The organism is Oceanobacillus kapialis (assembly GCF_044790185.1).
GTDB lineage: Bacteria > Bacillota > Bacilli > Bacillales > Amphibacillaceae > Oceanobacillus_B > Oceanobacillus_B kapialis.
This window is the reverse complement of sequence record NZ_CP085256.1, coordinates 3,163,133-3,186,251: the sequence shown is the minus strand read 5'-3', so window position 1 is coordinate 3,186,251 and position 23,119 is coordinate 3,163,133. Positions and strand designations below refer to the sequence as shown.

The window sequence follows — 23,119 nt, the reverse complement described above, 5'->3', positions numbered from 1 at the left end:
TAGCTCCTTTACGTCTTATTCGAAAAGGAGCTAATCCTATCTATACATAATAGAAATAAGCGAGAAAACTATCTATTGAAAAGGGAGTTGGGATTATGGTAGTTCGTCCTGAAAGGCTGCAAAAAGGAGATCAGGTTGGAATTATCGCGCCGGCAGGTCCCATTATACATATGGAAAAGCTCAGAGCAGCAATTCCTTTTTTTGAAGAGCTCGGACTGCAACCTGTGTTTGGGAAGCATGTACAAGAGACAAATGGCTATCTCGCAGGAACTGATCAACAGCGCCTGGAAGATCTACACGAGATGTTTGCAAATCCTGACATTAAGGCGATCTTTTGTGCTCGCGGGGGATATGGAACAGGGCGCATTGCTTCGGATATTGATTACGAGCTTATTAAAAAACATCCTAAAATCTTTTGGGGCTATAGTGATATCACCTATTTACATACTGCCATACGCCAACGCACGAATCTAGTAACCTTTCATGGGCCAATGCTCACCTCTGACATCGCAAAAGAAGACTTTGATCAACTGTCAGCTTCTCGCTTTAGCCAGCTTTTTCAAGCTGAATCCTTTACCTATACAGAAGAAATAGCACCTTTGGGTGTGATTTCACCAGGTGAGGCAACGGGTGAGCTTGTAGGCGGAAATCTCTCCTTATTAGTGAGTACACTGGGAACTTCGTTTGAAATGAATACCGCAGGGAGGCTTCTGCTCCTAGAGGATATTGGCGAGGAACCGTATAAAGTTGATGGGATGCTGAACCAGTTAAAAATTGCTGGAAAATTAGAAGAGGTAGCTGGGGTAGTAATAGGAGACTTTGCGAATACTGAGTCAACGCTCGATGCAAGCTTCACGTTACAGGAAGTTTTCCAGGACTATTTTCAATCGCTAAACAGGCCCGTGTTAGCAGGCTTTAAAATAGGGCATTGTTTCCCACATATCGCCGTGCCACTTGGTGTGTCAGCGAGGCTTTGCAGTAAGGATAAGACACTTACAATCGAAGCAGGCGTTTGTTAAAGGATCGGAGGAGACTAGATGAATATTCATAATATCGAAACCTATCGGGCGGCTATTCCGCTACATACACCTTTTAAAACAGCTTTACGAACCGTTACCGTCGCAGAAACTGTACTGGTAAAAATCACGTGTGACAATGGCATAGCAGGCTGGGGAGAGGCTCCCCCGACTCATGTAATCACAGGAGATAGCCTAGCGGGAGTCGAGTTTGCTATTAACGGAGTTTTAAAACCGATTCTGATAGGGGCTTCCCTCATGCAACGGGAACGGTTGTTTGAAATGCTTACCAAAGGACTCGTTGGCAACTATAGTGCGAAAGCGGCTGTTGACATGGCGGTATACGATTGCCTTGCCCAGCAAGCGGGGATGCCAGTATCCGCTTTTCTCGGCGGCTATCAAGAAAGCATTGAGACGGATTATACTGTTAGTGTTAATACCCCAGAAGAAATGGCGCGGGATGCCAGCCAATATGTCCAAGATGGCTTTTCCGTTTTAAAGGTGAAAGTAGGGAAGGATCTAATTGAAACAGATGTTCAAAGAATCCAAGCAATCCGTGAACAAATTGGGCCTGATATAAAAATACGCTTGGATGCAAATCAAGGGTGGAAGCCGAAAGAGGCAGTAAGGGCTATACAACGAATGGAAGACCTTGGGCTTGCAATTGAATTGGTGGAACAACCTGTTAAAGCGGCCAATTTGGATGGTTTGCACTATGTTACCAGTCATACCGATACCTTAATCATGGCTGACGAAAGTGTGTTTACAGCCCGTGATGCAAGAAGGGTATTGGAAGCAGGAGCGGCAGATCTCATCAATATTAAGCTCATGAAAGCTGGTGGGATCCACGAGGCTATAAAAATAGCAAAGCTAGCTGCAATTTACCATGTGGAATGTATGGTAGGAAGTATGATTGAAACCAAAATTGGCATTACAGCAGCAGCCCACTTTGCAGCAAGTCAGCCTAATATAACAAGATACGATTTTGATGCCCCATTAATGCTAACAGGAGATATTCTTCAAGGAGGCATCACCTATGATCATGCCACGATTCATCTTGGCAATGCTCCAGGCCTAGGGATAACAGAAATTGACCAACGCTATGTAATAGCAGAAAGTGCTTTGAAATAATATCAGAAAGGAGCCATTATATGGTTAAACAATCGTTTGATCAATTTGACGATACATTGTACGTAACAGCTGTACAGGTAGCAACAGTCTGGACTTCACCCAATTCTGCGCGAGCTATTGATGAACCAGGAACCGCTGCACCAGCAAAGATAAATGAATGGATTCAAAACCTTACCTATGAACAAAATCTGGCATTATGTACCGAAAATAGAGTCCAGTCCCAGCTACTATATGGGCAACCTGTTCTTGTAACCGAGACAAAAGATAATTGGGTACATGTTGTCGTTCCAGACCAGCCCTCGAAAAAGGATCCGCGCGGTTATCCTGGATGGGTACCCAAAGGTCAATTGAAGAAGGTAAACAAAGCAGACTGGCAAAAGGAGCTATCAGCTGCTGTAACCACTAATAAGGCATGGCTACAAAACGGGGCAGGTCATAAGGAGATGGAACTGAGCTATCTTACTTTGCTGCCAGTAGTGAAGGCAGGAGAAGACCTGACAGAAGTAAAAACACCTCATGGGAATCGTTTTTTACAGACAAAAGATGTTTCAATTTTTCCAACAGAGGAAGGATTAAAAAAGGGAAATGGCAGTGAGATTGTAAAGGCAGTAGAAAGATATACAGGATTAGATTATTTTTGGGGTGGCATGAGCTCTTATGGCTACGATTGCTCAGGACTCGCCTATGCTGCTCATAAAGCTAACGGGTATAAAATTGCACGAGATGCCACAGATCAAGCTGCGACAGGAAAAGAAGTGCCTTTTGACGAATTAAGACAAGGCGACTTGCTGTTTTTCGCTTATGAAGAAGGCAAAGGACGTCTACACCATGTGGGCATTTATTACGGAGATGGGTACATGCTTCACTCTCCACAAACAGGTAAAGGCATTGAGATTATAGAATTGGCAGGAACGATATACGAAAAAGAGCTTTGTGCTGCAAGACGTTATTGGCTCGATACAGAGGAGACATAACCTATGAAGGAAAAACTATTAGAAGTCAACCATTTGAAAAAGCATTTTTCGGTAGGGAAAGGTAAGGTCTTAAAGGCAGTTAACGATGTTTCCTTTTATATCAATCGTGGGGAGACCTTTGGATTAGTAGGGGAATCTGGCTGTGGTAAATCTACCATAGGTCGTACCATTTTAGGGCTTTATGATAAAACAGAAGGGGACGTTATTTATGATGGAAAGGATGTCCACAGTTTAACAGAGAAAGAAAGATTCGGCATTTACCGAAAGATGCAAATGATTTTTCAGGATCCATACGCTTCTTTGAATCCACGGTCAACGGTACGTGAAGTTATAGCAGAACCAATGGAAGTGCATAGCTTGTTTAAGTCGAAAAAAGAACAGCTTGAGCGCGTATACGAATTATTAGAAGAAGTGGGCTTAAACAGGGACCATGCTAATCGTTATCCGCATGAATTTAGTGGGGGTCAGCGCCAGCGTATCGGAATAGCGAGAGCACTTGCCTTAGAACCGGATTTTATAATCGCGGATGAGCCGATTTCCGCGCTTGATGTTTCGGTACAGGCACAGGTTGTAAATCTGTTAAAAGAGCTGCAATTGGAAAAGAATTTGACGTTTCTCTTTATTGCCCATGACCTTTCTATGGTAAAGCAGATCTCTGACAGAATCGGTGTCATGTATTTAGGTAACCTTGTCGAGCTCACCTCCAGTGGGGCATTATATGATCAGCCATTGCATCCTTATACAAAAGCACTTCTATCCGCCATTCCAATCCCAGATCCAGATATTGAAGAACGGCGGGAACGGATTATCCTCGAAGGAGAGCTGCCAAGCCCTATTGATCCACCAAGCGGATGCGTTTTTCGAACAAGATGTCCATTCGCCATGGACGTATGTGCAGAGGTGACACCAACTTGGCAGGAAGTGGAACAAGATCATTACGTTGCCTGTCACCTTTATAACAACGAACTAGAAAACAAGAAACCGCTCCAAACAGACCCAGCGCTCTATCGCTAAAGAAGTTAACCTAATAGAAGTACAGGAACCTACGTAAAAAAATACGTAGGTTTTTTCATTCTTCTGTTCTATTGTTTTCTCGATTTGTATATACGTTTTAATAGGGGATTGCTAGATTTGCTAATCAAACCTACATTTACAGGATGGGGGATCGTAATGAAAAAAAGGCCTTTTAAAACTGGAAAACCAACTAAATTAACAAAGAAAACGGTACAGGAACGAATTAATGCGAAAATGAAACCACCCACTGTACTTGAAGCTCCTAAGCATAAAACAGTTCAGCCGCTTTCCTTATTAAAAAAACATAAAAAAAATCATAATTTAGGAAACTCCCCAAAAAAGTGGCCATTGCCGACAGCTATTATTCTTGTCAGTCTCCTTAGTATCATTTTGTTTATTCCTACTCTCATTGTTTTAACATTTGGAAATGGAGCAGAGAAGGAAGCAACAAGTCAGGAAAAAGAACCCGAGGAATCAGTGGTATTAGAATCATCGCCTTTTTCGGTAGCGGTTATGCGTTCGAATTTGGAAAAGGTGGAGAGTGTTCCATTAGAAACATATGTTGCGGGAGTAGTTGCCTCAGAAATGCCAGCGAACTTTGAAATGGAAGCATTAAAAGCGCAGGCACTTGCTGCCAGAACTTATATCGTAAACTATAAGCTGCATGGCGATATTACCGAAGAAGCTGATGTTACAGATACGGTCCAGCACCAGGTATATAAGGGTGAGGCGGAACTAAAGGAGATTTTTGGAGATGAATACAAGGAAAAGATGAATAAAATTAAAGAAGCGGTAAATGCCACAAAAGGAGAGGTACTTACCTATAAAAAGGAGCCAATAACACCAGCATTTTTCTCTACAAGTAATGGGTATACAGAGAACTCAGAGGATTATTGGAAGGAAGAGCTGCCATATTTGCGTAGTGTGAAAAGTCATTGGGATGAAGGAACACCGAAGTTTCTTGATCAGGAAACTTATTCCATTGAGCAAGTAGGGCAGGCGCTTTCCACAAACCTACCAGCTAATAAGGCTTTGGCAATCGAAATTTCCAGAACAGACGGAAAGCGCGTTGCAGAGCTTACCATTAATGGGGAAGCCTTCACGGGAAGAGAAGTGAGAGAAAAACTAAAGTTACGATCAAGTGATTTCACCATTGAGCAAAAGGACGATCACCTTGTCTTTACAACCAAAGGCTATGGCCACGGAATCGGTATGAGTCAGTACGGCGCTAACGGAATGGCGAAGGAAGGGAAAACATATAAAGATATTGTAAACCACTATTATAAAGGTGTTGAGATTAGTACTGTAACTGACACAGCACCAGCCCTCGTTGCAAAATAGCACGAGGGCTTTTTTCTTTTGCGGGGAAGGGGGGGGCGGGTTGGGGAAGCTTTAATGGTGGAAGTTTTAATTGAATATGAGAGCAGTGCCATCAACCAAAGGTGCAGTGCAATCGACCAAAGGTGCTTTTCAATCAACCAGAGGAGCAGCGCAATCGACCAAAGGTGCAGTGCAATCGACCAAAGGTGCTGTTCAATCAACCAGAGGAGCAGCGCAATCGACCATTGGTGCTGTTCAATCAACCAAGAGGGCAGCGCAATCAACCAAAGGAGCAGTGCAATCAACCAAGAGGGCAGCGCAATCAACCAAAGGAGCAGTGCAATCGACCAGTGGAGCAGTGCAATCGACCAGTGGAGTAGTGCAATCAACCAAGAGAGCAGCGCAATCGACCAGTGGAGCAGTGCAATCAACCATTGGTGCTGGTCAATCAATCAAGAGGGCAGTGCAATCGACCAAAGGTGCTGTTCAATCAACCAGAGGAGCAGCGCAATCGACCAAAGGAGCAGTGCAATCGACCAAAGGTGCTGTTCAATCAACCAGAGGAGCAGCGCAATCGACCATTGGTGCAGCGCCATCAACCAAAGGAGCAGCGCAATCAACCAAGAGGACAGCGCAATCAACCACGACAGCAACCCAATCAACCAAAACTCAGCCATCCACACCTGGGCAACCTCTTACTATCCCCACTCCTAAATATAAAATGCATGTTTTCTAAAAATTTTTTCGTATTGATGTATAGATCTACCTTTTTCTGATCAGAATGGTTGTTGAGGTGATGATCAATGAATGAAGAAAACAAAGCTTCAAAAAACAAATGGAGCCGCATTTTCAAGAAGAAATGGTTTTTTCCAGCAGTCTATTTGACAGTTGCTGCCTTGCTTTTAACAGTGGTGGTTTGGTATCAGAATATGGATAACCAGATTCCTGATGCGCAAGAAGATCAGGAAAATTATGTTCCAACACCAAATGACGAAGAAGCAGAACCGGTTTTAGAACAGCAAGAAGTTATTCAAATGCCATTAACGGATCAAGAACAAGCAGAAATCGTAACTAAATTCTATGATTACAACGCAGAAGAAAAAGATCAAGAAAATGCTTTGGTTCTATACAATAACCGTTATTACCAAAGCACAGGTGTAGATATTGCAACTGCAGAGGGAGAAGCTTTCGAGGTTGTTGCTGCACTAACAGGAACGATTGATGAAGTCAAAGAGGATCCGCTTTTAGGTAATGTTGTTGTGTTATCACATGAAAATGATGTGAAGACATACTATGCAAGCCTTGAAGAAGTAAGTGTAAAAGCAGGGGCAGAAGTGAAACAAGGCGAAAAGCTAGGAACTGCAGGAAAGAACTTGTTTGGTCAGGATAGTGGAACGCATGTCTATTTCGAACTTAGAAAAGGAGAAAAGCATGTAAATCCTGAGGAGTTTTTTAACCAACCAGTAAGCAGCTTAGAGAGTGTACAAGAAGAAGCAGTAGATAACACAGAAGCTGATGAAACATCGGAACCAGTAGAAGAAGATGCTGTTGAAAATGATGCTGCTGAGGAAAATGGTGACGAGGAAGAAGCACCAGAAGAAGAGGATGCACCTTCTGATGAAGAGGAAGATGATGCCTCTAACGAAGAAGCAAATGATGCAACCGACGAATCAGCAAGCGCATAATGTATGATATTCAAAAGATCCTAAGACTTTCAGTAGTCTGGGATCTTTTTTTTGATAGCTAAATCTAACAAATGCTGCAAGTAGGCCATTATGCTCCTTAATCTTTATCTTTTCGCAAAATTTGTCGAACGATAGCTCATTTATAAGCAAGGAAATGTGTTATTATAAAAAATAATAAAATATTTTGTAGACAATTAGCGAAAAAGTAGTGATCTTCTTCTAGATAAACGGTAAATGATAATAGAAAGGAGATTCCCTTCGATGGTGATGCCTTCAATTTTTGTCTCAGATAAAGAAAATCTATCACTAAGAGAATTAATGGAATTACTTTACATGGAGCATCCTGAAGAAACGGTGCAAGAGTTAACAAGAAAGTATTGCCTGCAATCTAACTCCAATGACATCCTCAAGAAGGGGATGGAGTTCCTCTATATAAATGGGTACTATGACGATTTAGAGATTCTCATTAAGCGAAACAACAAGTCTAACATACCTTCAAACCACATGTGGGCAGCTGTCTATCAGAACATATTGGATCGAAGACTAAAAAAGTGCACGCCACTTGAGTCGCTTCAAAGAATTAATAAAATTGAAACAAAGGATCCGGAATTAAAGTGTCTCGTGGAATTTTTCAAAGTTACAACGTATTATGAGTTAAATCAATTTAGTCAGTTAGGGAACTTTCTTGCTATCCAACAGGAGTTATTTTTAGCAATAGAAGATAAGCTATTGCTATCCTTTTTCAAAATACGACTTAATCAGATTCTACTTACCTACCACCTTACGAGAAATGAGCTTATTATGGCTCGTAAATATGCCTTCAGGATTTTAAATCAAACGAAAAACCCACGAACGATAGCGAGCATGCATATAAAATTAGGTTTATCGTACACCTTTGATACGTACTTTCAGGGAATGTATCATCTTAACGAAGCGTTAAAGGTTGCAAAAAAGTATAAACTGGAAAACGTCGAAAAGCTTGTAAAACAGCGAAATATTCCTTTTCTTTCTGCTCATTTTAACAAAGTTGATAATATATCTACACCTGATCCAAGCGAACAAGCTCACATTGAAATTGCTAAAGGAAACAATCAGCGGGCGATTGAGCTTTTAACAAAACTACCTTTAGAAAGCCCCTTTCAGCTCTATTATCTTGGTAAAGCTAAGCAGGATAAAAACCTTCTTCTTCAATCCTATAACTCCTTTATTGAAAGACGGAGTGATTACTTCTTCAGTAGATTACCACTTATGTTACTGAAAAATCTGTAAGCCAAACGAGGGGAATAGAAACCCCTCACTACCTACTACTACTATCCTCATTTCAGTCATCACAAGAGCATGAAGATTTGTTTGAACAGGTTCAGCTTTTTCTTTTACTGCTTAAAAATCCTTGAGGAGGCAATAAAATGAAAAAGTTTACTTCTTTTTTAGTGAAGGCCGTTTTATTAATGATTTTCTTGGTTCCTGGTACTCTATCTAATAATAATCTGTTATCGTTTGATCCTGGCCTTGGGGATATGGATTTCTATGACCCTGGGTTAGGTGACATGGATTAACATCAGCTTAGATTAGAGAAAGAGAGAATCGTATAAGAAGTTTAACTGGCTAAAAGAAAAGCTGAACCTTATTTTATAAACTTAGATCCCCTCCACCTAAAACATTTGACCTACTACTCTTCCAACAGATTGACAAAGAACTTGTATGATTTTTTCTAATGGTTTGAACATATGCCTTGTCCATATTTACAAAGATACGATTTTAATCATAAACTGCTCATCTCAATAATAAAATGTTACAAACCAAGCATTCTGTAATGTCTGAGGTGAGAGCTTGTGTGGCTTTACTTAACTTACGCGAATGATCCTCGTTTTTTATAGATAAATAACAGAATATTAAATTAATATTGAAAGAAAGGGGGAACCATTCCTTTCGCTTCAATATACATAATGATAACCGACAACAAAATATTGGTCCTAGATGTGAGCCACAGAACATGAACACCTTGTCTCAATAGACACCTCGGAACTAACCAACATAGGGAGGCGAACGGTGTGCACGATTACATCAAAGAAAGAACGATCAGAATTGGAAATTACGTTTTGGAGACAAAAAAGACAGTCCGCGTGATTGCAAAGGAATTTGGTGTTTCCAAAAGCACTGTCCATAAAGATTTGACAGAGAGATTGCCGCAAATTAACCCGGAGCTTGCATTAAAGGTAAAGGAGATACTGGAATATCATAAGGCGATCAGACACTTGCGTGGAGGAGAAGCAACACGGAAAAAGTATAAAATTGAACCACCAGTTAAAGAGTCAGAGCCTAAACCGGTAGGATAAAGGGCATTTTGGGCAGATAGGTAGGAGAAAATAAACCTAAAAGCAGGTTTGTTTTCTCCTTATTTCATGTTATTAATACGCTTCTCGTTTCGCTTAAACATATTGATCTGTGGCTTTCTTCTTAAAGCCCCCTTACTAATAGAACATATTCCCTATAAAAATCGCTAAAATAACCCATTTTTTTCTAATAAGATGCAGTTAATTGTTGAACTTTGTGGTAAAATATAATATTAGTAGGAATATGTAAAAATTGAAGTAATTTAAAGTAGGAGGATCTTGATTCATGTTTTCTAGGGATATTGGAATTGACCTTGGAACTGCCAATGTTTTAATTCACGTAAAAGGAAAAGGTATCGTTTTAGATGAGCCCTCTGTGGTTGCAATGGACCGCTATACTGGAAAAGTTCTCGAAGTTGGCGAGGAAGCAAGACGCATGGTTGGACGTACACCAGGAAACATTGAAGCCATCCGTCCGTTAAAAGATGGAGTAATAGCAGACTTTGATGTAACAGAAGCAATGTTAAAGCATTTCATAAATAAAATTAGTGTAAAAGGATTTCTTTCAAAGCCAAGAATGCTTATTTGCTGCCCTACCAATATTACAAAGGTAGAACAAAAAGCTATTAAAGAAGCAGCTGAAAAATCAGGTGGTAAAAAGGTTTATCTAGAAGAAGAACCAAAAGTAGCAGCAATTGGTGCTGGAATGGATATTTTCCAGCCTAGTGGTAATATGGTCGTTGATATCGGTGGTGGTACGACAGATGTAGCCGTGTTGTCAATGGGAGATATCGTGACTTCTGAATCCATTAAAATGGCTGGAGATAAATTTGATGTTGAGATTCTTCAATACATTAAGAAGCAATACAAACTGCTTATCGGAGAACGTACCGCAGAAGAAATCAAAATTAATGTAGCAACCGTATTTAAAGGATCCCGCAATGAAGAAATGGAAATCCGTGGTCGTGATATGGTAAGTGGTTTGCCAAGAACGATTACCGTGTATTCTGCTGAAATCGAAGAAGCACTACGCGAATCTGTATTTCTTATTGTGCAAGCTGCCAAATCTGTGTTAGAAAAAACGCCTCCTGAGCTATCAGCCGATATTATTGATAGAGGTGTTATTTTAACAGGTGGTGGCGCTATGATTCATGGTATCGACCAGTTGCTTGCAGAAGAGTTAAAAGTACCGGTTTTAGTAGCAGACGAGCCAATGCACTGTGTGGCAAAAGGCACTGGAATCATGCTTGAGAATATTGATAAAATCGAACGAAGAAAAGTCGTTTAATTTTAGAATAGCGGTAAGCCCAGTGAATCAACTGCCAGTTAGGGTCCAATTCGTTCAAGAGCGAGGAAGGGAAACCTAACCAAATGAAGTTTCACTTTATCAAGCAAATTACCGATAAAGAAATATACCCGATTATGTAAAAAACAAAACCCATTATGATAAAAATAAAGGAGGGGAGCCGTTTGTTAAGAGGTTTTTATACTGCAGCGAGCGGAATGATTGCCCAACAGCGTACACAGGAAGCTTTATCTAACAATATTGCAAATGCGAACACACCTGGGTATAAAGCTGACCAGACATCTTTAAAGGCTTTTCCGGAAATGCTGATGCAGCAAATGGGCGGAAAAACAATTCCGACCTCCAATTCTTTAAACTTGCCAATTCAAAACCCGATCGGTTCCTTGAATACTGGAGTATATGTGCAGGAAGCAGCGCCTAATTTCATGCAGGGTGACCTACGAGAGACTTCTATTCCGACAGATATGGCGCTTGTAAACGGCACATTACCTGACGAGGCTGGTGCGCTATTGTTTTCCGTTCAAAATGAAGAGGGAGATGTCCGTTATACGAGAAATGGAAATTTCACAGTAGATGGACAAGGCTATCTTGTAACGAATCAGGGTTATTATGTACTGGATGAAGCAGGCAACCCAATTCAAACGGATGGAATGGAATTTTCCGTTTCAGAGGACGGCATCGTTCAAACAAATGCTGGGAATTATGGGCTAGGCATTGCTTATACAGCTGATGCCAATGGAATGGAGAAAGAAGGCAATGGCCTGTTTAATGGGGAAGCGGGAGCTGTTCCGGCTGGTGCAACCTATAACGTTCAGCAAGGTTTTCTGGAACGGTCCAATGTCGATTCACTTCAGTCCATGACACGTATGATGGAATCTTACCGACTGTTTGAGACAAATCAACGTGTATTAAAGGCTTATGATGAGAGCCTCGGTAAGGCAGTCAGTGAGATAGGAAGGCTAGCATAGGCAGAACAAGGAGGAACATATGTCTAGAACAATGATCCAAGCAGCCGTTACCATGAATCAGCTGCAACAGAAACTAGATTTGATCGGAAATAACATGGCGAACAGCCAAACAACCGGCTATAAGACTCGCCAAGCAGAATTTTCGTCGCTTTTATTCCAACAGATTAATAATATGACAGACCCGGCTGGTGCGGAGGGACGTCTAACACCAGACGGTATTCGTATCGGTTCTGGTGCTAAGCTTGGCTCGATTAATGCTGACTTTACTACAGGTACGATTAAGGAGACGGGTAGGGTGCTTGACGTGGCATTGCTTGGTGATAATCATTTTTATCAGGTTCAAGCAACGGAAAATGGCATTCCAGAAACGCGCTATACCCGTGATGGAGCCTTTTACTTAAGCCCGGTAAATAATAACGAGGCAGTCATGCTGACAGATGGGGACGGGAATCCGGTCCTTGGTGAGAACGGGAGAATCGTCATTCCAGAAGGTTTTGATGCTATATCGATTGATGAGACAGGGCAAATTAACGTCCAGCGTGGCAACCAAATGGAGAATGCAGGAACGCTGGGTGTTGTGGAAGTTGTACGACCTCGATTGCTTGAAGCTACAGGTGATAATAGTTTCAGGTTACCTGATCTAGCAGGCCTTGGTTTTGCAATGGGTGAAGTGGTACAAGATCCTGCCGGGCAAACGCTTGTAAAAAGTGGTGCATTGGAAAATTCCAATGTCGATATCTCGAAGCAAATGACAGATCTCATTTCAACGCAGCGCGCTTATCAATTTAATTCCAGAACAATTTCCATGGGAGACCAAATGTTTGGATTGATTAACCAGCTTCGGTCATAACATTGTGTACGGTATGCTTTTTTTATGGTAAAATGCTAGGAAAGCATACACGGATTACGTATTTCAGCGAGTAAGGAGCAACAAATCATGTCAACCGAACAAGAGGCTAAGCAGGGTATGGAACAGCAAACCCGAAAAGCGTATAAAATAGGTAAGAAAAGCGAGCCAACAGCCGAAAAGAATGAGAGCAAACAGTCTAGAAAGAAGCAAAAGGCTGAGAAAAAAAGCGCTAAACAGAAGAAAAAAGCAAGATTGCGTATTTTCCCCATTTGGCTACGTATCATTGTTGTATTGCTTTTCGCTGCAATTGCTCTCGTGGCGGGCCTCATGGTCGGTTATGGCGTGATTGGAGATGGCTCTCCTTTAGACGCATTGAAAGTAGAAACGTGGCAGCATATTATAGATATTGTCACGAAAACGGAATAAAGCATTCCATCCCCTCTAGGATGAAATGCTTTTTTTGTTTAAAAAGTTTTGCATTTTCTACGTTATTTTTTTGCCTGTTACAAGGCGATAGATTAGGATAATGAGGGCAATGACAAGTAATATATGCACTAATCCACCTGCTACATCAAAGGCAAAGCCGATTGCCCACAAAATGAGTAGGATAATTAAAATAGTCCAAAGCATGAGCTTGTCCTCCTTTCGAGATTCTTATTATTGTATGATTTACTCTAATTAATACCTTATTTTAAGCTTGTTCAAACTTTTGTTGGTATACTATATACATAAACCCTTTTAGAGATAGGAGAATTCACATGGACATTGAACAAATAAAAGAGACAATTCCACACCGCTACCCATTTTTACTCGTGGACAAGGTGCTGGAGATGGAAGAAGGAAAACATGTAAAAGCATTGAAAAATGTTAGTATCAACGAGCCATTTTTCCAAGGACACTTTCCCGAGTATCCCGTTATGCCAGGTGTATTAATTATCGAAGCACTCGCACAGGCGGGGGCAATGGCAATGTTAGGCATGGAGGAAAACAAAGGGAAAATAGGTTTTCTTGCGGGTGTAGATAAGTGCCGGTTTAAACGCCAGGTAAAGCCAGGTGACCAGCTAGAACTAGCGGTAGAAATAACACGGTTAAAAGGTCCAATCGGCAAAGGGAAAGGCACTGCAACGGTAAATGGAGAGGTAGCTTGTGAAGCGGAAATCACCTTCGCAATAAAATAATGTTGCGAAGGTAAGGCGCTTACGAACGTAATGGGAAAATTCACAAGTTCTATGTATCACTTCTTTTAAAATGGATATGCTAAACGCGATAGCATACATTTTAAAGGAGGAAATGAAATGAATAGAAAGTTTTTATTAAAACTAGGTGCCCCAATATTAGCACTTTCTTTAGTTGCAGCTTGTGGTACAGATGGTGGAAACGATCCTGCTGATGAAGAAGCTCCAATGAACCAGGAAGATGATAATAACAATCAGAATCCAGCTGAAGAAAACGGTGGTACAAATGGAGAAGGCGATGGTATGAACGGTGATGGTATGGAAGAAGATCCAGGCATGGACCAGGAAGATCAGGGCATGGATTCTGAAGACCAAAATAAAACAGATGAAGAAGAAAACATGGGTGCAGGTGACCAATAATTCTTCTTTATCATTTAAGGTAGACGAACCGCGCAGATGTTGATTCTTCGGCATTCTGCGCTTTTTTAAATAGATAAGGAAGTATAAATAATTGGCGGTATGTTGTTCATTGACAGGGGCAGCGACGTCCAGCTCCAGCGCCCAGAAACTAGGCGACTTCACGAAATCGCCCTACGATAAGTCATCATCGGTTCGTAACCTCACCGTGATTCCTTTATCTCAGTTGATTCGTTCCACTCGCTACGTTTCTAAACGGGCGCTTGCGCCTTTGTTCTGTGATTCTAAAACAAATTCAGCTAACGAAAAACGCGGCTATCGCATTTAGCGAAGCCGCGCTACCTGAAAACGGGCTAGAAATCCCGCTCGTTTCCTTATCCTTTAAGGTCTATCTGGTTTCCAAGTGAAGGATGTGGGGCAGAAGGAGCTTCTTGTTGAAGCATCTTCATTAAATCTTCTCCTTGCTGTTCCATCATCTTCATGGAGTTGTCCATGACGGCGAGTCCAGCATTTGATCGAACCTGCTGATTGGCCATTGCCATGGAAAGTGCTGCAATATCCATGTAAACCCCTCCAAGCTATGTTAATACCATTATAGCATACATAGAATGGAGATATTTACTAAATTTGCAGCGTGCTACGAGTCATTACCATCTTTTTTGTTTTCCTCTTTTTCTTCATTTCCTTGAGCTGATTCCATATCATTAGATTGTAGCTGTGAACCTTGTTCACTATCCTTATGATCATTTGTAATGTTATCGGTTTTTTTCTTGCGTTCTTGTTTGTCTGCCATGCTTAGTCCTCCTTACAATATAAACTACATTAATTAACATTCCCGTTTTTCTTTAGTAAAAACCTCGCCAAAAGGAGAAAGGGTTTGCATAAAATAAAGTGAAACTTCATTTGCTGGGGATTTTCCTTCCTCGCCCAAATAGAACGCTTGATTTCCCGCCTTCTTGAAGTGGGATCCTTACTGCCAGTTAAGGCAGGATAAGCGACATAAGAAAAATAAATTAAATTTTTCAGAAAAAATAATACCAAATCATTACAATACATAGTAAAATAGACACATAAATGCGGAGGGGAAGGGGTTACTGATGGGAGATACGATTACGTCTGTCTACATTATTACACCAAAAACAAAGGCGATTGTTAGCCATGAATCATCCTATTACAGATCTTTAATTTATGAAACGGGTAGGGAGCGATACTCCATACATAGTCCCACACAAATTATTGATAATAATTGTCTTATATTTGGTGCGAGCCGGGAAGGGATTAAGAAATCTGTAAAGGACATTCTTCGCGCATCGAGTAAGCTACCGATTCCTGTAATTCCTCAAGATGGCGTTTATATGATTCCTACAGCTTCTTCCAAAAACAAGGATTGTGTATGGGTTGCCTATCATCACATTGCTTCATATGAACAAAAGGAGGACAAGACGTATATTGCATTTCTTGACGGTACAGGGGTTTACGTTCCTACAACAGAAAGCTCCTTTGATATGCAGTACAAAAGGGCCAGCCAGTTAATTGTCCATATGAATCGAAGTGTTATATTTGGCCGGGCAGCTTTTCCAGTGTTGTGATAGTAAGCGAAAATCATCAATTGAATGGTTCAGAAAAACAAAATCGTGTAGTATTAAAACGTGTCAGGGAGTTTTGGGCACGTTTTTTTGTTTTGGAGAAAACAGTAACTCAACCTCATACTTCTTATAAATACCACTACGGCATGACACAAAATTGACACATTCTTAAACTTGTATAAAAACGCTTTCAGCTAGTAAGCTAAAAGAAGGTTTGATGACTGACCAGTTAGTCAATAATTTTAATGAAACTATTTAAGTCATGCATTCGTAAAAGGAACAGGTGTTTAGATGAATGAAAAAAAGCTGAAGTTGATAGAAAATGGAATGAAGTTATTTGCTAAAAAGGGGTATTACCATACTTCTATTCAGGAAATTGCCAGTGAGTCAGGAGTCTCAAAGGGAGCCTTTTATCTTCACTTTAAATCTAAGGAAGACTTTATAGCCACTTCTTTCGAGTATTTCCATAATAACCTTGCTGCAGAATTAAAAGAAGTAATGGACCAAAATAATGACCCACGAAGAAGTCTGGCTGAGCAGCTTACTGTATTGTTCGCTTATATATATAAGCATAAGGACAGTATTGTTATGATTATCCGCGATAACATCTCCATTGGTGAGGATACAGACAAATTGATGAATCATTTCAAGGTGGAGAATTTTAACTGGTTAAAAACAAATATTGAGGCTATTTTTGGAACAAACGCCCAGCCTTTTTTAATAGATTTAGTTATTCAGTTGGGAGGACTGCTAAATGGGTACTTCAAATGGATTGTCCTCGATCATGTACATATTGAAAAAGAGAAGGCAGGTGCATATATAGTCAGAAGACTAGATGATCTAATGCAAGGGATGCTTCAACGGGAGGAAAAGGCTCTGGTGACGTTTAAGCAAATCCCTCAGGAATATGCGCAAGAGACTACAGAAGCCATTCCATCTGTAGAGGATATACTATCCATCATACGAGAGAAGCTTTCTGGGCTCTCTGTTTCAGCAGAAGAAATAGAACGATTGCAAGAAGCATTGGAGGCCTTTGAAAAAGAGTGGAAGAAGAAATCCCCGCAAGTTGTTGTTCTTCAAGGATTGCTTGCACATTTTAAAAATTATCCAACCTTACAAAAGGAAAGTTATATGTTAAGCGAAACGGCTGGCATTAAACTTTTATAATAAATTGTTAATTATGGAGAGGAGTTACATACATGAAAAGATGGATGCTGAGCATTACAGCAGTTTTGTTAATTGGAATATTAGCTGCATGTAATGATAACGAAGAGACAAATCAAGAGGATGAAGAAAGGGTTATTACTGTAGAAACACAGGAGGCTGTACAGGATAACCTTGTTGTAGAAAGATCTTTATACGGCAGAACAGCGCCGGGTTCAACATCACCTATTATGCTGCAAGCAGCTGGTGAAGTAGATACATTGGAAGTTCAAAGTGGAGACATGGTGGAAGAGGATGACTTGATTGCCACCTTGACTACTCCAGCAGGCACACAAAATATTAGAGCACCACGAGACGGAGAGGTAGCACAGCTTAATGCGGCAGAAGGAGATACCGTTAGCGCTGAAGAACCTTTTGCTGTCATTGCTGATCTCAATGAATTAAAGCTAAACTTTACAGTGACTTCTGATGTTGTTCCACTATTGATTACAGGAGATACTCATCAAGTCGAAGCTTCAAATATGGAATACGAGGCGGAAATCACTTCTGTTGATTCATTGCCAGGTGAGAATGGCCTATACCCAGTTCAAGCAACGCTTCCTAACGAAGATGGAGATTTATTGCCTGGTGTCATTGCTTCTATGCAAATTCCTGAGGAAACCATCAGTGATGCCATTATTGTTCCGACAGAGGCTGTACAGCAAGAAAATGAAGAGTCGTACGTGTATGTCGTTAAGGACAATGTAGCAACGCGTGTAACAGTAACCATTTTACAGACAAAGTCAGACAACACGGCAATTGAAGGTGATGTTTCAGAAGGTGACCAAATCGTTGTGAGCGGAAATATGGGCCTCACGGATGGTGACCAAGTGAACGTCACGGGAGGGGAATAAGTTTTGAAAATCGTAAATACATCCGTTAAGCGCCCAGTAGGCGTAATTATGATTGTACTGGCAATCATTGCGTTAGGTGTTGTTTCTTTAAGAAGCTTGACCATCGACCTGTTTCCAAAAATTGATTTGCCAGTAGCGGTAGTTGCGACATCCTATCAAGATGCTGCGCCAGAAGAGGTAGAGAATTTAGTAAGTCGACCGATAGAATCTGCTGTGAGTACCGTCGAAGGGATTGAAACAGTTCAATCTCAATCGCAGGCTGGCTCTTCCTTAGTAGTGATGATGTTCAGTAATGGAACAGATTTGGACCAGGCATTACTGGATGTAAGAGAGAGTATTGACCAAGTTAGTGGCATGATGCCTGACCAGGCTAATGACCCAAGAATCATGCGCTTTAACCCGGATCAATTACCAGTAATGTGGGTTGGTCTAACGGGGGAAAACACTGCAGCTTTGACAGAAATTGCTGATGAGCAAGTGGTTCCACTTATCGAAAGACAGGGCGGAGTTGGTTCTGTTACCGTTGAAGGAAGTAAGGAAAGAGAGATTCAACTTATTTTAGATCAAGAAAGTATGCAGCAATATGGGGTAACAGCCCAAACCATTGCGCAATCACTTGGTAGCACGAATCAGGCTGCCTCAGTTGGAACCGTGGAGCAAGGAAATAAAGATCTCCAGCTTCGAATTACAGGGCAGTTTGAATCCATAGAAGATATTGAGAAAACGATTGTGCAAACACAATCCGGGAGCACGGTACATGTAGAAGACCTTGCTCAAGTGGAAGACTCCTTTAAAGAGGAATCCAGCACCACCTTAGTAAATGGGAATCCATCTGTCGTGTTGTCAATTCTTAAGAAAACCGACAGTAATACAGTTGATGTAGCAACAAATGTGGAAAATAGCTTACAAGATATTAGAGATAACCTGCCAGAGGGCGTTGGGTTAGACGTTATCATTGATACATCAGAGTTTATTCAAATGTCTATTGATTCTGTTGTACAAAATATTCTAATCGGTGGAGTCATCTCCATTTTCATTCTGTTGCTATTCCTGAAAAGTGTTCGCGCAACCTTAGTTATAGGATTATCGATTCCAATTGCTATTATTGCGACCTTCACCCTCATGTATTTCACAGGTGAGACACTTAATATCCTCACATTAGGTGGTTTGGCATTAGGTCTTGGAATGATGGTGGATAGTTCAATCGTTATACTGGAGCACATATACTCGTATCGTAAACAAGGCTATAGTCTAGTCGTATCTGCCACAAAAGGTGCTTCTGAATTGGCTCCAGCCGTTATTGCGTCGACCACAACAACGTTAGTCGTATTTTTACCAATTGTGTATGTAGAAGGTATTGCTTCCGATTTATTCACACCATTAGCACTAGCGGTATCCTTCTCCTTAATTGCATCACTAATTGTAGCCGTAACGCTCGTACCGATGCTTTCATCGAAATTGCTATCAAAAGCAATGGAGGATAACGGAAGAAGATACTGGTTTGACAGGTTCCTAGGCTGGTTGAACAATAAGTACCGCAGTGTATTGAAATGGGTACTAGGGCATCGGAAAACCTCTATTACGGCTTCTGTTTTAGCGATTGTTGCTAGTCTAGGTCTAATTCCATTTATCGGCGCAGAGTTTATTCCATCTGCAGACCAAGGACAAATTGAAATCCAAGTGGAAACAGAATTAGGTAGTACGCTTGAACATACCGAAAGCATTGTAGAACAAGTAAACGAACAACTTACAGAATTTGAATCGTCGATTGAAACGAATTATGTCAGCATTGGCGGAGGCTCCGGCATGGGTGGTGTTGGCGGTGGCAGCGGCAACACAGCCACTTACACGATGCAATTAATTCCTTCTGAGGAACGTGAGACTTCAACAACAGAAATTGTGCAGGACATGGATGAGGCACTTCAAGGGATTGCAGGGGCAGAAATAACTGTTAATTCCATGGAGTCTGGAATGAGCGCGGGAAGCCCTATTCAAATTCAATTAAACGGTCCAGAGCATGAAGTTCTCGCAGACCTTTCTGAACAAGTAGTCAATGAAATATCTAATGTGAATGGCGTTTATAATCCTGAGACGTCTGCTTCTGAAGGAATTCCACAGATGAACATAGTAGTGGATAAAGAGAAAGCAGCGATGTACGGCTTAACCCAAGAACAAGTTACCGGCCAAATTCAGCTGCAATTTACAGGTCAGGTAGCCACGCAGTACCGGGAAGCAGGGCAAGAGATGGACGTGACTATGCTTTACCCGGAAAATGAGCGTTCAAGTATCAGCGACCTCCAAGATACAAAAATTCAAACTTCTTCTGGGTCAGTGATCCCGTTAGAAGAGGTGGCAGATTTCGAAAGCATGCAGGGACCAGCTGCATTACTTCGCGAAAATCAACAACCACAAATGAATATTACAAGTGAAATTGTTGACCGTGATCTTGGAAGCGTCGTGGCAGATGTAGAGACCGCCTTGGAAGAGATGAATTTACCTGAAGGCTATAACTACTCCATAGGTGGAGAAGCCGAAGATATGGCCCAGTCGTTTAGTGACCTAGCGATAGCCTTAGTTTTCTCAATCTTTTTGGTCTATGCAGTAATGGCAATCCAGTTTGAGAACTTCTTGTTCCCACTGATTATTATGTTTGCTATGCCGACTACCGTTGTTGGCGTATTGCTAGGATTATTTGTCGCAGGTATTCCATTAAGTATCCCAGCATTCATTGGGATAATCATGCTCGCTGGTATTGTTGTAAATAACTCCATTGTGTTAGTAGATTACATCAATATTTTGCGGCGAAATGGAATGGATCGTCACGAAGCGATCTTAGAGGCAGGGCCAAGCAGGCTACGTCCAATTCTAATGACGACCTTAACAACCATTCTGGCAATGGTTCCACTTGCTCTTGCACTTGGTGAAGGAGCAGAAACGCAACAGCCACTTGCTGTAACAATCATCTTTGGACTCGGTGTATCAAGTCTATTCACATTACTACTTATTCCAGTAGTCTACACTTTGTTCGATGATCTTACTGCAAAAATTACGAGAAGAAGAAAGAAAAAAGCATAAAGAATGAAATAAGAGCTCCTCGCCAGTTTGGTGAGGAGCTCTTTTGTTTAATCGATCATTGGGGGCGGTGCAATCGACTGTGGATGGGATGCAATCGACCAATGTAGCGGTGCAATCAACCACCGGGTCAGTGCAATCAACCAAGGAGCCTGTTCAATCAACCACCAAAGCAGTGCAATCAACCAAGGAGCCCGTTCAATCAACCACCAGAGCAGTGCAATCGACCAAGGAGCCCGTTCAATCAACCCCCGGGACAGTGCAATCAACCAAGGAGCCCTTTCAATCAACCACCAGAGCAGTGCAATCAACCAAGCACTCCGCTCAATCAACCAAGGAGCCCGTTCAATCAACCCCCGGGACAGTGCAATCAACCAAGCACTCCGCTCAATCAACCACCGGGACAGTGCAATCAACCAATGAGCCCGTTCAATCAACCACCAGGGCAGCGCAATCGACCAAGCACTCCGCTCAATCAACCACTGGGACAGTGCAATCAACCAATGAGCCCGTTCAATCGACCACTGGGACAGTGCAATCAACCAAGGAGCCTGTTCAATCAACCAGGCCCCCCGCTCAATCAACCACCCGAGCGGTCCCATCAACCATGAAGGCTCTTCAATCTTCTTAACTAGTCGCTTATCTATTCCCCCAATAAAAAAACAGCCCCAATCACTTTCGGGGCTGTTCTTTCAGCTTTTAAATCTGTCTAAGACATGAATTATTTATCTTTTTCAACGTCCCACCAGTGGAAGCCATCTTTTTCTAAAAGCTCATTTGCTGCTTCTGGCCCCATGGATCCGGAATCATAATTCGGGAAATCTGCTTTTACTGCTTCCCATCTGTTTAAAATAGTGTCGATAAAGGCCCAAGAATGAGCTACCTCGTCCCAATGGGTGAAATTGGTCGTATCACCGATCATGCAATCAAATAACAGTTTTTCATAAGCTTCTGGTGTGTTCATCCCGCTTACACCGTTATTCGTGTAAGACAGCTGAATAGGCTCAGCCATGGAACCCATACCAGATTTTTTCGCATTAAGGTATAGTGTAATACCCTCATTTGGCTGGATGTTAATCACAAGCAAATTAGGATGTTTTTCCGCTTCTTCTTTGTAATAAAGATTCATTGGAATGTCTTTGAATTCTACTACGATTTTTGTACATTTTTCCGCCATGCGTTTTCCAGTACGAATGTAGAATGGGACACCAGCCCAGCGATAATTATCTATCATTACTTTACCAGCCACAAAAGTTTCCGTATTAGAATCATGTAGCTCTTCTGCCTCTTCGCGATAGCCGGCTACTTCATTTCCTTTCATGATCCCTTTACCATATTGTCCCCGTACGAAATACTCGTCCACTTCCTCTGGGTCAAGCTGGCGTAATGCGCGTAATGCTTTTACTTTTTCTGAACGAATTTCGTCTGTGGTCAATTTAATTGGTGGCTCCATGGCAAGCAATGCAACCATTTGTAGCATATGGTTTTGCACCATATCCCGTGCTGCTCCAGAATGATCGTAATAACGAGCGCGATCTTCTACTCCGAGCTCTTCACTTGAAGTAATTTGGACATTGGAAATAGACCGGTTATTCCACAAATGTTCGAAAATGCCGTTAGCAAACCGGATTACCTCGATGTTTTGTACCATCTCTTTCCCTAAATAATGGTCAATACGATAAATTTGGTCTTCATCAAAGGCTACACGAATTTCTTTGTTTAGTTCTTTTGCTGATTTTAGATCGTGACCAAACGGTTTTTCAATAACGAGGCGTGTCCAACCGCCGCTGTTTTTCAAGCCATTTTGTTCAAGACGATGGGCGATGGAACCGAAGTATTCAGGTGCCATGGCCAAGTAAAAGATTCTGTTTCCACCTGTTTCGTAGGTAGACTCCAAGTCTGTTAATAATCCGTTAAGTTCGGTATATGACTCTGCTTGGGTCACATCAAATGAATGATAGTAAAAATGGGAAGTGAACTCTTCTGCATCATCTTCTATCGAAAGGGCATTTTGCAAGGATTCCTTCACATTGGTGCGGAAGACATCGTTGGTCCAAGGTCTTCTTGCTAGTCCTACGACTGCAAAGTCTTCTCCAATTTTACCACTTTTATATAGTTTATAAATGGAAGGGAAAAGCTTACGTTTCGCTAAATCCCCTGTTGCGCCGAATATAACAATTACTGCTTTAGGTGTGTGTAAGTTAGTCAAAAAAAG

26 protein-coding genes are annotated in these 23,119 nt (G+C 41.5%); 19 read left to right on the top strand and 7 right to left on the bottom strand.

What is annotated here, in order from left to right:
• The first annotated feature begins 95 nt into the window (after nt 1–95).
• The 5 genes from LG273_RS16575 to spoIID all read left to right on the top strand — a co-directional run bounded on the left by LG273_RS16575 (nt 96) and on the right by spoIID (nt 5,476).
• The gene (locus LG273_RS16575) at nt 96–1,019 is read left to right on the top strand and encodes an LD-carboxypeptidase (protein ID WP_404455702.1); all 924 of its coding nucleotides are present in this window, start codon (nt 96–98) and stop codon (nt 1,017–1,019) included.
• 18 nt (nt 1,020–1,037) lie between these two features.
• Nucleotides 1,038–2,147 (top strand): mandelate racemase/muconate lactonizing enzyme family protein, encoded by a 1,110-nt coding sequence (locus tag LG273_RS16570; RefSeq protein WP_404455699.1) that lies wholly within the window; start codon nt 1,038–1,040, stop codon nt 2,145–2,147.
• A gap of 20 nt (nt 2,148–2,167) precedes the next feature.
• Entirely contained in the window at nt 2,168–3,121 is a 954-nt protein-coding gene (locus LG273_RS16565) for an NlpC/P60 family protein (RefSeq protein ID WP_404455696.1), read from the top strand.
• 3 nt (nt 3,122–3,124) lie between these two features.
• Complete coding sequence (locus LG273_RS16560) at nt 3,125–4,135, top strand: ABC transporter ATP-binding protein (protein WP_404455693.1); 1,011 nt, start codon at nt 3,125–3,127, stop codon at nt 4,133–4,135.
• A gap of 156 nt (nt 4,136–4,291) precedes the next feature.
• Entirely contained in the window at nt 4,292–5,476 is a 1,185-nt protein-coding gene (gene spoIID, locus LG273_RS16555) for a stage II sporulation protein D (RefSeq protein WP_404455690.1), read from the top strand.
• Here the strand turns inward: spoIID and LG273_RS16550 are convergent.
• The gene (locus LG273_RS16550; RefSeq protein WP_404455687.1) at nt 5,416–5,907 is read right to left on the bottom strand and encodes a hypothetical protein; all 492 of its coding nucleotides are present in this window, start codon (nt 5,905–5,907) and stop codon (nt 5,416–5,418) included. The two genes, spoIID and LG273_RS16550, sit on opposite strands and share 61 nt — an antisense overlap.
• The gene (locus tag LG273_RS16545) at nt 5,908–6,132 is read right to left on the bottom strand and encodes a hypothetical protein (RefSeq protein ID WP_404455685.1); all 225 of its coding nucleotides are present in this window, start codon (nt 6,130–6,132) and stop codon (nt 5,908–5,910) included. It lies immediately after the preceding gene.
• Nucleotides 6,133–6,258: 126 nt separating this feature from the next.
• On the opposite strand from LG273_RS16545, the gene LG273_RS16540 reads away from it, so the two are divergent.
• From LG273_RS16540 to LG273_RS16505, 8 genes are all read left to right on the top strand, one after another.
• Nucleotides 6,259–7,140 carry a peptidoglycan DD-metalloendopeptidase family protein gene (locus LG273_RS16540; RefSeq protein WP_404455682.1) on the top strand — a complete coding sequence of 294 codons (882 nt, stop codon included), beginning with the start codon at nt 6,259–6,261 and terminating at the stop codon, nt 7,138–7,140.
• 261 nt (nt 7,141–7,401) lie between these two features.
• Nucleotides 7,402–8,409 carry an AimR family lysis-lysogeny pheromone receptor gene (locus LG273_RS16535; RefSeq protein WP_404455679.1) on the top strand — a complete coding sequence of 336 codons (1,008 nt, stop codon included), beginning with the start codon at nt 7,402–7,404 and terminating at the stop codon, nt 8,407–8,409.
• 137 nt (nt 8,410–8,546) lie between these two features.
• Entirely contained in the window at nt 8,547–8,696 is a 150-nt protein-coding gene (locus LG273_RS16530) for a hypothetical protein (protein WP_379562157.1), read from the top strand.
• A 495-nt stretch (nt 8,697–9,191) separates the two neighbouring features.
• Complete coding sequence (gene spoIIID, locus LG273_RS16525) at nt 9,192–9,476, top strand: sporulation transcriptional regulator SpoIIID (RefSeq protein WP_379562158.1); 285 nt, start codon at nt 9,192–9,194, stop codon at nt 9,474–9,476.
• 283 nt (nt 9,477–9,759) lie between these two features.
• The gene (locus LG273_RS16520; RefSeq protein WP_379562159.1) at nt 9,760–10,761 is read left to right on the top strand and encodes a rod shape-determining protein; all 1,002 of its coding nucleotides are present in this window, start codon (nt 9,760–9,762) and stop codon (nt 10,759–10,761) included.
• Between the two features lie 182 nt (nt 10,762–10,943).
• Nucleotides 10,944–11,747, top strand: coding sequence for a flagellar hook-basal body protein (locus LG273_RS16515; RefSeq protein ID WP_379562160.1), 804 nt, complete (start codon nt 10,944–10,946; stop codon nt 11,745–11,747).
• A gap of 19 nt (nt 11,748–11,766) precedes the next feature.
• Nucleotides 11,767–12,597 carry a flagellar hook-basal body protein gene (locus tag LG273_RS16510; RefSeq protein ID WP_404455675.1) on the top strand — a complete coding sequence of 277 codons (831 nt, stop codon included), beginning with the start codon at nt 11,767–11,769 and terminating at the stop codon, nt 12,595–12,597.
• Nucleotides 12,598–12,684: 87 nt separating this feature from the next.
• Nucleotides 12,685–13,023: a DNA-directed RNA polymerase subunit beta gene (locus LG273_RS16505; protein WP_404455672.1), complete on the top strand. Its 339-nt coding sequence runs from the start codon at nt 12,685–12,687 to the stop codon at nt 13,021–13,023.
• 57 nt (nt 13,024–13,080) lie between these two features.
• On the opposite strand, the gene LG273_RS16500 is transcribed toward LG273_RS16505, so the two are convergent.
• Nucleotides 13,081–13,227: a lmo0937 family membrane protein gene (locus tag LG273_RS16500; protein WP_404455669.1), complete on the bottom strand. Its 147-nt coding sequence runs from the start codon at nt 13,225–13,227 to the stop codon at nt 13,081–13,083.
• A 128-nt stretch (nt 13,228–13,355) separates the two neighbouring features.
• On the opposite strand from LG273_RS16500, the gene fabZ reads away from it, so the two are divergent.
• Complete coding sequence (gene fabZ / locus LG273_RS16495) at nt 13,356–13,775, top strand: 3-hydroxyacyl-ACP dehydratase FabZ (RefSeq protein WP_379562164.1); 420 nt, start codon at nt 13,356–13,358, stop codon at nt 13,773–13,775.
• A 117-nt stretch (nt 13,776–13,892) separates the two neighbouring features.
• A complete protein-coding gene (locus LG273_RS16490) occupies nt 13,893–14,192 on the top strand; it encodes a hypothetical protein (RefSeq protein ID WP_379562165.1) in 300 nt (99 codons plus the stop codon).
• 371 nt (nt 14,193–14,563) lie between these two features.
• Here LG273_RS16490 and LG273_RS16485 read toward each other — a convergent pair whose 3' ends face one another.
• Nucleotides 14,564–14,752 (bottom strand): YjfB family protein, encoded by a 189-nt coding sequence (locus tag LG273_RS16485; protein WP_404455664.1) that lies wholly within the window; start codon nt 14,750–14,752, stop codon nt 14,564–14,566.
• A gap of 74 nt (nt 14,753–14,826) precedes the next feature.
• On the bottom strand, nt 14,827–14,982 hold the full coding sequence (locus LG273_RS16480) for a hypothetical protein (RefSeq protein ID WP_379562167.1): 156 nt from the start codon (nt 14,980–14,982) through the stop codon (nt 14,827–14,829).
• 304 nt (nt 14,983–15,286) lie between these two features.
• Between LG273_RS16480 and LG273_RS16475 the strand changes: the two genes are divergently transcribed.
• From LG273_RS16475 to LG273_RS16460, 4 genes are all read left to right on the top strand, one after another.
• Complete coding sequence (locus LG273_RS16475) at nt 15,287–15,778, top strand: competence protein ComK (protein ID WP_379562168.1); 492 nt, start codon at nt 15,287–15,289, stop codon at nt 15,776–15,778.
• A 288-nt stretch (nt 15,779–16,066) separates the two neighbouring features.
• Nucleotides 16,067–16,942, top strand: coding sequence for a TetR/AcrR family transcriptional regulator (locus tag LG273_RS16470; protein WP_404455660.1), 876 nt, complete (start codon nt 16,067–16,069; stop codon nt 16,940–16,942).
• 32 nt (nt 16,943–16,974) lie between these two features.
• Nucleotides 16,975–17,832 (top strand): efflux RND transporter periplasmic adaptor subunit, encoded by an 858-nt coding sequence (locus tag LG273_RS16465; protein ID WP_404455657.1) that lies wholly within the window; start codon nt 16,975–16,977, stop codon nt 17,830–17,832.
• Nucleotides 17,833–17,835: 3 nt separating this feature from the next.
• A complete protein-coding gene (locus LG273_RS16460) occupies nt 17,836–20,907 on the top strand; it encodes an efflux RND transporter permease subunit (protein ID WP_404455654.1) in 3,072 nt (1,023 codons plus the stop codon).
• 47 nt (nt 20,908–20,954) lie between these two features.
• Here LG273_RS16460 and LG273_RS16455 read toward each other — a convergent pair whose 3' ends face one another.
• The gene (locus tag LG273_RS16455; protein ID WP_404455651.1) at nt 20,955–21,506 is read right to left on the bottom strand and encodes a hypothetical protein; all 552 of its coding nucleotides are present in this window, start codon (nt 21,504–21,506) and stop codon (nt 20,955–20,957) included.
• A gap of 119 nt (nt 21,507–21,625) precedes the next feature.
• A complete protein-coding gene (gene zwf / locus LG273_RS16450) occupies nt 21,626–23,113 on the bottom strand; it encodes a glucose-6-phosphate dehydrogenase (protein WP_379560677.1) in 1,488 nt (495 codons plus the stop codon).
• Between the last annotated feature and the right edge of the window lie 6 nt (nt 23,114–23,119).